Origin of the sequence: Limnospira fusiformis SAG 85.79, from assembly GCF_012516315.1 — a bacterium.
Lineage (GTDB): Bacteria > Cyanobacteriota > Cyanobacteriia > Cyanobacteriales > Microcoleaceae > Limnospira > Limnospira fusiformis.
On record NZ_CP051185.1, the window covers coordinates 2830649 to 2843236 of the forward strand.

Here is a 12588-nt window from a genome sequence, read left to right on the forward strand (position 1 = left end):
ATTTTTATGAGAATCGCCCTTTTTACTGAAACATTTTTACCGAAAATAGATGGGATTGTTACCCGTTTATGTCATACCGCCGAACAACTAAATCGCCTAGGTGATGAGGTGCTAATAGTTTCTCCAGAAGGTGGATTAACCGAATATAAAGGCTGTCAAATCTACGGTGTAGATGGATTTCCTCTCCCTATGTATCCCGAACTCAAAATCGGTCTTCCTCATCCGGGAATTGGGGCAAAATTAGCCGAATTTAAACCAGATATTATCCATGTGGCTAACCCGGCTGTATTAGGCTTAAGTGGCTTATATTATGGTAAAAAACTCAACGTCGGGTTAGTAGCCTCCTACCATACCCATCTACCCCAATACCTGCACCACTACGGCTTAGGAATGCTGGAGGAATTCCTGTGGGGGTTATTGCGTACAGCCCATAATCAGGCTATGTTAAACCTGTGTACCTCCACAGCTATGGTTGAGGAATTACGCAATCATGGCATTGAACGGGTAGACCTATGGCAGAGGGGGGTGGATACAGAACTGTTCCAGCCCCACAAAGCCACTAAAGAAATGCGCGCGAGCCTCAGTATGGGAAACCCAGACGATACCCTACTGTTGTATGTGGGGAGACTAGGAGCCGAAAAAGAAATCGATCGCATTAAACCTATTCTAGCAGCAATACCCAACGCCCGTCTAGCCCTAGTCGGAGATGGTCCGAACCGAGAAAACCTAGAACAACATTTCGCCGGAACTCCCACCAACTTTGTGGGTTATCTGCGGGGAGAACAATTAGCGGCCGCTTACGCCTGCGCTGATGCCTTCATTTTCCCTTCCCGGACAGAAACCCTAGGTTTAGTCCTCCTCGAGGCTATGGCCGCAGGAACCCCCGTAGTAGCCGCGCGGTCTGGGGGAATTCCCGATATTGTCACTGATGGAGTAAATGGCTATCTGTTTGACCCCAGGGATGAACAAGGAGCCATCAAAGCCACCAGTAGACTGTTATCCCATAGTGATGAGCGGGAAAGGTTGCGACAAAATGCCCGATTAGAAGCCGAACGCTGGGGGTGGGCTGCTGCCACTAGCCAACTGAGACGCTATTATCAAAATATTTTAGCTCGTCAATCACTGCCCTCTGTTGCCTAGCTGAGAGGAAACCCGTAGACTTGAGACAAGGAATGGATTATTGCTGTTCCTTGCTTCTTCCTTTTTAGGCTACTGAATCGGGGGATAAACCGTTCAGATGGAGTCCTTTGTCAATTTAACCCCGACCCATGACAGTTTCCCACGCAGGTAGCATTCTGGCTACATTGACTCAAGTTAATCGCATGGGCTTGTTGGCAGATCGTGTAAAAAATCTGCCAATGGGAGAGTTTATTTGTATTCTCGATTTCATTACCGCAGAATTTCAACAATTTCTCCGAGCTATCGAACTGATTAACAATGAAGCGATCGAAACCCTCCTCGAACAGCTTCTCGATGCCTTTACTCTCAAAATCGGACAAATCTTAGAAGCCGATCGCACTACCATTTTTTTGATTAATCGCAGCAAGGGTCAGCTTTGGTACAAAACCTCTCCCGAAAACAACGAAACTGACGGCGAGGGGAACTCCGACTCTAAACATACCGAGGAAATTCGCCTACCTATGGATGTGGGTATTCTCGGCCATGTCGCCTGTACCGGAGAAGCCCTCAATATCACTGATGCTCAAACCCATGAGTTCTTCGACCCCGCTATTGATCAACCATCAGGGTACGAAGCGCGCAGCATTCTCTGTATGCCCATTTTTAGCACCCAAAATCCTCAAGAGGCCGTCGCCGTGGTGCGACTCCTCAATAAAGCAGGCGATCGCCCTTTTACCGAGGAAGACGAACAGCAATTTCGCTCCTTTGCTGATTCTATTGGCATTATCCTCGAAAGCTGTCAATCGTTTTTTGTGGCCGCCCGTAACCAGCGAGGTGTAGCAGCCCTCCTCAAAGCTACCACTACCCTCGGTCAAAGTTTAGATCTCGAAACTACTTTGTTATCCGTAATGGAACAGGCGAGAGACCTAATGCAAGCCGATCGCAGTACCATTTTCCTACTCAAAAAAGAAACCGAGGAACTCTGGACTAAAGTAGCTAAGGCTGATGGTAAAACCATGATGGAAATTCGCATTCCCGCTAATAAAGGAATTGCGGGTTATGTGGCTTCCACAGGTCAAGTGCTAAATATTACCAATGCTTATGCAGACCCTCGCTTTGACCCGACAACCGATCGCAAAACTGGCTATCGCACTCGTAATATTCTCTGTATGCCAGTTGACAACGCTAAAGGTGAGCTGATTGGTGTCACTCAGTTAATTAATAAACATAAAGGCAGTTTCACCGATTCTGATGAGGAATTTCTGCGGGCTTTTAATGCTCAGGCGGGTATTGCTTTGCAAAATGCCCAACTGTTTGAAAATGTCATGGTGGAGAAACAGTATCAAAAAGATATTCTCCAAAGTCTCTCAGATGTGGTTATTTCTACCGATTTACAAGGTCGCATTGTTACCATTAATGATGCCGCTTTAGAATTGCTCGGCTGTCCCCGTCACCGTCCCCGCCATCGACAAATTCGCGAATATTGGGAATATCAACTTAGCGGACAATATATCTGGGATGTTCTTCCTATTGAAAATTTGCAATTGCGTCTTGAGGATAGTCTCAAATTTGCCGCCCGCCATTTTGTCCCCGAACAAAGTTTAACTGTAGGATTAGTCGAAATGATAGTTGGGGAATTTGGAGATACAACACCCATCCCCATTTTGGTGGTTCCTGATGAGAAAAAACCAGATATTTATCATGTTTGGGGTCAAGAATATCAGCCTTTGGATGGCAATTCTTTGGCTGATAATGAGGCGATCGCTTCCGAAATTAGACTCCTAGAACGTAGCATTAATTTGACTGTTAATCCTTTGACTAACCCCGAAGGTGGTGTCCGGGGTGGTTTGGTGGTTTTGGAAGATATTAGCCGCGAAAAACGTATGAAAACTACCATGTATCGCTATATGACTCCCGGAGTCGCTGAACGGGTTATGGCTTTGGGAGAAGATGCTTTGATGATTGGGGAAAGGAAAGAAGTAACTATTCTATTTTCTGATATTCGTGGCTATACCACCTTAACTGAAAATTTGGAAGCCTCTGATGTCGTCGCGTTGTTAAATCAATATTTTGAAACTATGGTCGAAGCCGTTTTTTCCCATGAGGGAACTTTGGATAAGTTTATCGGGGATGCACTTATGGCTGTGTTTGGTGCGCCTCTTCCCCTCAGAGATAATCATGCTTGGATGGCGGTTAAGTCCGCTTTGGATATGCGAAAACGGTTGAAAGATTTTAATGAGTCTCGACCTAATGAACCTCAAATTAAAATTGGTATTGGTATGAGTTCCGGAGAAGTCGTATCGGGAAATATTGGCTCTCAAAAACGGATGGATTATACTGTGATTGGCGATGGGGTTAATTTGAGTTCCCGCTTGGAACAACTGACTAAATTGTATGGCTGTGATATTATTTTAAGTGAGATGACTTATCATTTGTGTGGCGATCGCATTTGGGTGAGAGAGTTGGATAAAGTCCGGGTGAAAGGTAAAAATAATGCCGTTAATATTTATGAGTTGATTGCCTCAAAATCTCAGGCTTTAGATGATGAATTGGTCGAGTTTTTGGGCTATTATAACCTGGGACGACAGGCTTATTTGGCTAGGGATTTTGCTTTGGCTATTCAGCATTTTGAAGTAGCTCAAAAAATGCGATCGGATGATAGGGCTGTCGAAATTCACATCGGTCGCGCCCAGAATTATTTACAAAATCCCCCACCCCCCGACTGGGATGGTATCCATACTATGACAACTAAATAATTAATAATTAATGATTCAATAATTCATTATTATTGATTGATTATGTATCATGGGATACACCCTTTGGCTATAATCAACGGTAGGGGAGTCAAGCAAACTTGATGTTTGAGCAGATGCTACCTACACAAATCACAAACAAGCGCTATACTGTCTGATAGTCAAAATCTTTGAGCCACTACTGTACTGCATGGGTCAGCCTAAGACCCTGTACATAGTTGGGTAATAGTCCTATCTGAGGTATTTTCATGGTTAATCGAGTGACCAATATCGAAGAATTAGAGAACTTGATTGCGCGGGTAAAAGTAGCCCAGCAAAAATTCTCTGGCTTCACTCAAGAACAGGTAGACTACATTTTTAAGAAAGCAGCCCTAGCCGCTAATGCTGCGCGTATACCTCTAGCTAAAATAGCCGTCGAAGAAACCGGTATGGGGGTAGTTGAGGATAAGGTGATTAAAAATCACTTCGCCTCAGAAATCATCTATAACAAGTATAAAAACACCAAAACCTGTGGTGTTATTGAATCCGATAAATCCTTCGGATTCCAAAAAATCGCCGAACCTGTGGGCATCTTAGCAGGTATTGTCCCCACTACTAATCCCACCTCTACCGCTATTTTTAAGGCTTTAATTGCCTTAAAAACTCGCAATGGGATTATTTTTTCACCCCACCCCCGCGCCCAAAAATGTACTAATGAGGCGGCGCGTATTATTCTGGAAGCAGCCGTTGAAGCCGGTGCGCCCGAAGATATTATTGGTTGGATTGATGAACCGACAGTTCCCCTATCTCAGGCGTTGATGCAGCATCAAGATGTTAAACTGATACTGGCTACAGGGGGTCCGGGAATGGTGCGGGCTGCTTATTCTTCCGGGCGACCCTCTTTAGGTGTTGGTGCGGGGAATACTCCGGCTTTAATTGATGATTCTGCTCATATTAAAATGGCGGTATCTTCGATTATCCTCAGTAAAACTTTTGACAATGGCATGATTTGTGCTAGTGAACAGTCTGTAATTGTCGTTGATTCTATTTATGACCAGGTACGGGAGGAATTTCTCTCCCGTGGTGCTTATTTCCTCACCCCAGAAGAAACCGATCGCATGGCGAAGGTGATTTTTGTAGACGGTCATCTTAACCCCGAAATTGTCGGTCAAACTGTTAAGAAATTGGGAGGAATGGCGGGGCTAAATCTTTCTGATGATACCCGTGTGATTATCGGGGAACGACCGGCAATTGATGATGATGACCCCTTCGCCCATGAAAAACTATCGCCGGTTTTGGTTATGTATCGGGCGAAAGATTTTGAGGATGCCGTTCTGAAAGCTGAACATTTGGTACAGTTGGGAGGTCGTGGTCACACCGCCGCTTTGTATACTTCCCCCAATAATACTGATCATATTAATGCCTTTGAGGGTAAGGTACAAACGGCGCGGGTGTTAATTAATACCCCTTCATCTCAAGGGGCGATCGGAGATTTGTATAACTTCCGTCTTGACCCTTCTTTAACTCTGGGTTGTGGAACTTGGGGCGGTAATTCCATTAGTGAAAACGTCGAACCTACTCACCTGTTGAATATTAAAACCGTTGCCGAACGACGGGAAAATATGCTGTGGTTCCGAGTCCCTCCCAAAATCTATTTCAAGTATGGTTCCCTACCCGTCGCTTTGCGAGAGTTGGCAGGTAAAAAACGGGCTTTTATTGTCACTGATAAGCCTTTGTTTAATTTGGGAATTACCGCATCTCTTGAGGAAGTCCTCGAAGAAATCGGGGTTAAATATGACGTTTTTTATGATGTTGAACCTGACCCGTCTTTGGATACCGTACAACGGGGTTTAACTCTCATGAATACCTTTGAACCGGATGTCATTATTGCCATTGGTGGTGGGTCGCCTATGGATGCTGCTAAGATTATGTGGCTCATGTATGAACATCCAGATATTGAGTTTGAAGGTTTGGCGATGCGATTTATGGATATCCGTAAACGGGTCTATGATTTGCCGCCGCTGGGAGAAAAAGCAGTAATGGTAGCAATTCCTACTACTTCGGGAACTGGATCCGAGGTGACACCCTTTGCTGTGGTTACCGATCGCCGCAATAATATTAAGTATCCTTTGGCAGATTATGCCTTGACTCCTAATATTGCGATCGTTGACCCCGAATTGGTCTTAAATATGCCAAAAAGTTTAACCGCTTTTGGGGGTATTGATGCCTTAACTCACGCCATAGAAGCCTTTGTTTCCGTGTTGGCTTCCGAATACACCAATGGTATGGCTTTAGAAGCAATTCGGCTGATTTTCAAGTATCTACCTAGTTCCTATAACAATGGCGCGAATGACCCGAAAGCGCGGGAAAAAATGCACTATGCCTCTACCATGGCCGGGATGGCTTTTGCTAATGGTTTCTTGGGTATTTGCCATTCTATTGCCCACCAATTAGGGGGGACATTCCACATTCCCCACGGTTTAGCGAATGCCTTAATGATTAGCTATATAATTCGCTACAATGCTACTGATGCACCCTTCAAACAAGCCACTTTCTCCCAATACAAATATCCTAACACTAAATGGCGTTATGCTCGCGTCGCGGATTATTTGAATTTGGGCGGAAATACTGATGATGAAAAAATCGATCGCCTAATTTTGGCTATTGAAGAACTCAAGCATAAGGTAGGAATTCCTAAAGCCATGAAAGAAGTCGTTAAAGAAAGCGAAGCCGAGTTTTTGGCTAAGGTTGATGAAGTCGCAGATCAAGCCTTTGATGATCAGTGTACAGGGGCCAATCCTCGCTATCCCTTAATTGAGGATCTCAAACAACTGATTATTGATGCCTATTATGGGCATCCAGTCGTCGCTACCGAAAATAATGGCAAAACTGTATTTCCGACTTTTGGCCCGGAACCAGTTATGATGGGTGAATAGGTTGTGAGTTACCTATAAATTGAAGCCCATTTGAGAGGCGAGTTTCTGACTAGATCAGATCGCCTCTTTTTTTTGCTCAAATGGGGGCCAGCATAGCCATAAATATTTTGGTGTCTATCATGTATAATCCGAATATTAGATTCTCACTAAGAACCTGATTTGAGTAATTATCTGGATGACCATAACAGCCCATGACCTATATCACCATCGTCTTGATATTACTGCCAATTTTGGTAGGATTTTGCATTTATCTATTCCCCAAAATCGATCGCTATTCGGCTATGGCGGTTGTCCTGATGTCTTTTGCTTACGGGTTATGGGTTATCTTAGAACCCCCCAACCTGAATATTCAATTATTGAATAACTTTGGAGTTCAATTATTAATTGATCAGAATAGTGGCTACTTAATCTTGACCAATGCCTTAGTCACTATGGCAGTGATTGTCTACTGTTGGCAGTCCCGGATTACTGGCTTGTTTTTTACTCAGATATTAATTGTTCATAGCAGCCTTAACTCAATTTTTATGTCCCAGGACTTTATTAGTCTATATGTGGCTTTAGAAGTCTTAGCAATAGGCGTTTTTTTATTAATTGCTTATCCTCGCAGCGATCGCTCAATTTGGGTAGGCTTACGCTATCTATTTGTTAGCAATACCGCCATGCTATTCTACCTGGTAGGGGTCGCCCTTGTCTACCAAGCCCATCATTCCTTTGCTTTTGCTGGCTTACGGGGTTCCTCTCCAGAGGCTATATCCCTAATCTTCATGGGTTTATTAGCCAAGGGTGGTATCTTCGTCTCAGGGTTATGGCTACCCATGACCTATGCTGAATCAGAAACCCCTGTTTCCGCCCTTCTCTCAGGAATTGTCACCAAAGCCGGAGTTTTTCCCTTAGTACGTTTAGCTTTAATTCTACCCGAATTTAGCCCAGTTCTAAGCATCTTTGGGGTAGCCGCCGCCTTGTTAGGTGCAATTTATGCCATTTTTGAACAAGACACCAAACGCACCCTCGCTTTTAGTAGTATTTCCCAATTAGGTTTGATGATTGTCGCCCCCGTCGCCGGAAGTTTTTATGCTCTCACTCACGGCTTAGTTAAATCAGCTTTATTCCTCATAGAAGGAAGTCTACCTAGTCGCGACTTTAAACAACTGCACCAGCAGCAGATTACTACTTTCCTCTGGCTAATTCTACTCCTGGCTAGTTTATCTATATCTGGTTTCCCCCTGTTATCTATTTTTTCAGCAAAAACCCTGGTTTTTAAAGACTTGTCAACTTGGGAAGATATCGCTCTCAATATTGCCTCAGTGGGAACCGTCATATATTTTGCCAAATTTATATTTGTTCCCCACGAACAATCCGCCGCATCAGCAAAATTTGACTCTCAAAAAGTGTCATTAATTCCAGCTATATCGATTCTGTTTATTGCCTTAATTTTCGCCAATATTCCCTACTACGAGTCTACCTATACCGTCGAGAGTATTACTAAGGCTTTAGCTACTATTGGGGTGGGTTGGTTAGCCTATTTTATGATTTTCAAAAACTCCCTAATTAACCTCCCGAAAACTTGGGAAAAATTAGACCATCTGATTGGGGTCATGACTCTGAGTTTAACTGGTATATTTTGGCTGGTTGTGTGGTTAAAAATTTCCTAAATTTTTGCCATGATAAACCCGAGCATTTTGGCTAACTAAAATTTTGCCAAAATTCCCAAAAAGATATTTTGTTTTTTGCGGAAATAGTGTATGCTTTACATATAATTAACCAACTCCTTTAGCTGACAGATCATTGTGTTAGAGTCGTTAGTATTCGCCTCCGTGATGTTCGGATTTTTCGGCATCATTCTCAAAAAGAACCTGATGATGAAAATTATCTCCATGGATGTGATGAGTACAGGGGTAATCGCCTATTATGTACTTATCGCCTCCCGAGATGGCTTTTTTACGCCGATTATCGGTAATGCCAGAGATAATGGCAATTATGCCGACCCCGTGCCACAGGCGGTGATTTTGACAGCGATCGTAATTGGCTTTTCCGTCCAAGCATTAATGCTGGTTGGTGTCATGAAGTTAGCCCGCGATAACCCCACCCTAGAAACCGACGAGATCGAAAAGAACAATACCCCATGACCAATATTACGATCGCATTGATAGCATTACCAATGTTTATCGGGTTCAGTATCTATTTACTTCCCAAATTCGATCGCTATCTAGCTGTTTTGGCAGCCCTTTGTTCCCTAGCTTATGGGTTGCAGGTTCTGTTAAATGATACAGATTTGCCAATCAAACTACTAGATAACTTCGGTGTTCAACTATTAGTTGATCAACAAAGTGGCTACTTGATTGTGACCAACGCCCTAGTCACAACTGCAGTGATTTTTTACTGTTGGAACCGGGAGAAAGTCGCTTTTTTTTATGCCCAGACAATGATTTTACATGGCAGTGTTAATGCCACATTTGTTTGTCAGGATTTTCTTAGCCTGTATGTAGCCCTAGAGGTTTTAGGAATCGCAGTTTTCCTGTTAATTTCCTACCCTCGTAGCGATCGCTCAATTTGGATAGCCCTACGCTATCTATTTGTGAGCAACACCGCCATGCTATTCTACCTGATCGGGGTCGGTCTTGTCTACCAAGCCGATCATTCCTTTGCCTTTAGTGGCTTACGGACTTCACCTCCAGAAGCCATAGCCCTAATCTTAATGGCACTATTAGTCAAAGGTGGCGTGTTTGTCTCTGGGTTATGGCTACCGCTAACCCACTCCGAATCGGAAACCCCCGTTTCCGCCCTTCTCTCAGGAGTCGTAGTCAAAGCCGGAGTCTTTCCCCTAATTCGTTGCGCCCTAATTGTACCAGAGATTGACCCAGTGCTAAGAATCTTTGGTATCAGCACCGCCATTTTCGGTGTGGTTTATGCAGTTTTTCAAAAAGACACCAAGCTAACCCTAGCTTTTAGCACCATTTCCCAGTTAGGATTTGTTCTTGCCGCCCCAGTAGTTGGCGGTTTTTATGCCCTCACCCACGGCTTGGTTAAATCAGCTTTATTCTTAATAGCTGGAAGTTTACCTAGTCGCAGCTTTAAGCAACTACAGGCGCAGCCCATTAATACCTCAGTTTGGATACCATTATTGATAGCTAGTTTGTCTGTCTCTGGTTTCCCTTTACTGTCTGGCTTTGGTGCGAAGATTATCACCTTTAAAAATCTGTGGTCTTGGCAAGAAATCATCCTTAATATAGCCGCCATAGGAACAACCATATACTTTGCTAAATTCATCTTTATTCCCCATACTCAACTACCAGCAACCCCAGAAACTGAAGAAAAGCAACGGGGGTTATTACCAGCCATGGTAATTCTGCTGGGGGGGCTGATTTTGGCTAACTTTTTCTATTATCAATCAGTTTACACCATTGATAATATTGTCAAATCTCTGGTAACTATAAGTGTCGGATGGTTGGCTTATTTTGTGCTGTTTAAAGACTTAGTAGTGAACCTGTCCAGATCCTGGGAAAAGCTGGAACATATTATTGGTGGAATGACCATCATGTTAACAGTGCTCTTTTGGTTTATTTTCGCGGTGGGTATAGCATGATTAAATATCTGTCTCTCAACTTAATTCTGCGATTAGCTATTTGGTTTCTGATTACTGCTGACCTGAGTTTAGCTAATATCATTATCGGGGTGAGTGTGTGTTTATTATTACCCGGTCGTAGCCCCTCTAAGGCGGCTTTAAACGACTGGTTAAGGGCTTTTGGGGAAGTCATTAGGTCAGTGCCTCAAGCCTACCTAGAGGCTTTTGAGATTATCTTAAAACCCCATAATTATGAAGATATCACCATGGAAAGAGTGAAACCCCAAAGAACACCGGGTTTAATTTTTTTAGATATCTTTATCATTACCTTTACCCCGAAAACAATTGTTTTAAAATATCACCAAGAGGGCTGGTATGAAGTCCATTGGGTACGTCGCCGGAGGCCTGATTCATGAACAATATTTTAATGATAATGCTGGTAGCTTTAATGATTCCTATTTACGAAGCCTGCCAAGATGATAATATTTGGCAAAAGGTGTTAGCATTTTCTAGTATTGCTAGTAAAACATCGATCATGATTCTAGTTGTCTCGGTTTTAAGAGATGATTGGATGATTGGCGTAGTTGGGGTAATTATTCTCAGTGTTGGGAATGCGTCTTTAATGCTATTGGCTCAAATTCTTAGACGCATGAGTGATGTATTAACTAAGTGAATCATGATTAACTTATTCAGTGACCTTTTGATGTTAGTTGGGGTGGTCTTTTGGTTTTGGGGAACTTTTCCCCTAGTCGGCGATCGCTCAGTATTATTCAAACTACATGGTTTATCAGTCTCTGATACCTTGGGTTCCATGACCATAGTTTTCGGACTATTACTGAGAATTCCCAGCGAATGGCCCCTGCTGATTCTTGCCATTATTTCTTTGGCAATTTGGAATACTGTTTTAGGATATGTATTAGCTTACTGTTCCAGTAGTGAAGGTGACGATGAACGATAATACTATCTATCTAATCACGGCGTTAATGCCTCTAGCCACCGCCATGGTAGTTTTACAAGTTAACCCCTATCATGCCTTAGTAATTCGTGGTATATTGGGTGCTGTGGCTGCTTTGGTTTATGCGATCTTAGGGGCTGCAGATGTAGCCTTAACTGAAGCATTAGTGGGGACGATGCTGGCAATTACCCTGTATGGGGTGGCGGTGCGTTCTTCTTTGGTTATGCGTTTGGGTGTCCTGAAAGAGGAATTACAACAGCCGGAAAGCGATCGCCCTTTTGGTCAACTGGTCGATGAATTACGGGGAATTTTTCGCCAACATTATATGCGGGTTGAATTAGTACCTTATAAGGACTTAGAAGAGTTACATCATGCCTTAGTCACCAAGGAAATTCATGCCACTTGTATCCAGCCTTTACATTCAATATTTGCCAGTCCTTACCCGACCAAATCTCATCAACCAGAATCGCCAGAATCGCCAGAATCGGCAGAACCGGAACCTTTACCCTATTATACCACTACTAGGCTGAAACGGCTCTATGACATTATGCAAGCCGAACTGACATCATCCCGAACCATTTTAAACTATTTTAATTTAACAGAATCTGGGGAGAAACACTAATGAAATGGGTTTATGTCGCTGTGGGTGTGATACTTTATCTCAAGATGTTGCTGATTGCCAACCCGATCGATGAATGGTTGGGTCCTTCCATTGTGGAAGTAGTAGTGCAAGATAGTGGTGTACCTAATGCGGTTTCCGGCATCATTTTCAGAAATCGCCTCTATGATACCATCTTCGAGGTAGTGGTTTTTACCATCTCAATTATGGGCTGTAATTTTTTACTCGCCAATGAGAAACCCCTTAGTAAAGTGTATCGATTTACTGATCAGCCTTCCGTTGTTTTAGCGCGACTAGGCGCGACTATTGCGGCTTTGGTGAGTATTGAATTAGCCATTAGGGGTCATCTTAGCCCTGGGGGTGGTTTTGCTGCCGGAGTAGCAGGAGGGACGGCGATCGGTTTAATTGCGATCACTTCTCCACCGGAGTTAATGCAGGGAATTTATCAGCGTTGGCAGGCATCTATTTGGGAGAAAATTTCCGTCCTCATCTTTATTTTATTGGCGGTAATTACTCTGTTTGGTATAGAATTACCTCATGGTGAATTAGGGAGTTTAGTCAGTGGTGGGATTATGCCATTACTGAATATTTTAGTTGCCTTAAAGGTGGCTTTGGGGTCCTGGGCGGCGGTGTTAATTTTTATTCGCTATCGGGGCTTATTATAG

At 43.4% G+C, this 12588-nt stretch carries 11 protein-coding genes; all 11 read left to right on the forward strand.

The genetic code is table 11. The features are described from left to right. The first annotated feature begins 6 nt into the window (after positions 1-6). The gene (locus HFV01_RS13385; protein WP_006669182.1) at positions 7-1140 is read left to right on the forward strand and encodes a glycosyltransferase; all 1134 of its coding nucleotides are present in this window, start codon (positions 7-9) and stop codon (positions 1138-1140) included. A gap of 128 nt (positions 1141-1268) precedes the next feature. After that, a complete protein-coding gene (locus HFV01_RS13390; RefSeq protein WP_006669181.1) occupies positions 1269-3875 on the forward strand; it encodes an adenylate/guanylate cyclase domain-containing protein in 2607 nt (868 codons plus the stop codon). Between the two features lie 245 nt (positions 3876-4120). Further along, entirely contained in the window at positions 4121-6787 is a 2667-nt protein-coding gene (gene adhE / locus HFV01_RS13395; protein WP_006625689.1) for a bifunctional acetaldehyde-CoA/alcohol dehydrogenase, read from the forward strand. A gap of 191 nt (positions 6788-6978) precedes the next feature. Further along, positions 6979-8439: a cation:proton antiporter gene (locus HFV01_RS13400; RefSeq protein WP_193521189.1), complete on the forward strand. Its 1461-nt coding sequence runs from the start codon at positions 6979-6981 to the stop codon at positions 8437-8439. A gap of 135 nt (positions 8440-8574) precedes the next feature. Continuing rightward, on the forward strand, positions 8575-8913 hold the full coding sequence (locus tag HFV01_RS13405; protein ID WP_006625691.1) for an NADH-quinone oxidoreductase subunit K: 339 nt from the start codon (positions 8575-8577) through the stop codon (positions 8911-8913). Next, positions 8910-10370: a cation:proton antiporter gene (locus tag HFV01_RS13410; protein WP_006625692.1), complete on the forward strand. Its 1461-nt coding sequence runs from the start codon at positions 8910-8912 to the stop codon at positions 10368-10370. Before HFV01_RS13405 ends, HFV01_RS13410 begins: the two co-directional genes overlap by 4 nt. After that, positions 10367-10765, forward strand: a complete 399-nt coding sequence (locus tag HFV01_RS13415; RefSeq protein ID WP_006625693.1) for a Na+/H+ antiporter subunit E — start codon at positions 10367-10369, stop codon at positions 10763-10765. The genes HFV01_RS13410 and HFV01_RS13415 overlap by 4 nt, the downstream gene beginning before the upstream one ends. Next, complete coding sequence (locus HFV01_RS13420) at positions 10762-11022, forward strand: hypothetical protein (protein WP_006625694.1); 261 nt, start codon at positions 10762-10764, stop codon at positions 11020-11022. Before HFV01_RS13415 ends, HFV01_RS13420 begins: the two co-directional genes overlap by 4 nt. 3 nt (positions 11023-11025) lie before the next feature. Then, on the forward strand, positions 11026-11307 hold the full coding sequence (locus HFV01_RS13425) for a monovalent cation/H(+) antiporter subunit G (RefSeq protein ID WP_006669178.1): 282 nt from the start codon (positions 11026-11028) through the stop codon (positions 11305-11307). After that, positions 11297-11926 (forward strand): DUF4040 domain-containing protein, encoded by a 630-nt coding sequence (locus HFV01_RS13430; RefSeq protein WP_006625696.1) that lies wholly within the window; start codon positions 11297-11299, stop codon positions 11924-11926. The genes HFV01_RS13425 and HFV01_RS13430 overlap by 11 nt, the downstream gene beginning before the upstream one ends. Beyond that, positions 11926-12588 (forward strand): Na(+)/H(+) antiporter subunit B, encoded by a 663-nt coding sequence (locus tag HFV01_RS13435; protein ID WP_006625697.1) that lies wholly within the window; start codon positions 11926-11928, stop codon positions 12586-12588. The genes HFV01_RS13430 and HFV01_RS13435 overlap by 1 nt, the downstream gene beginning before the upstream one ends.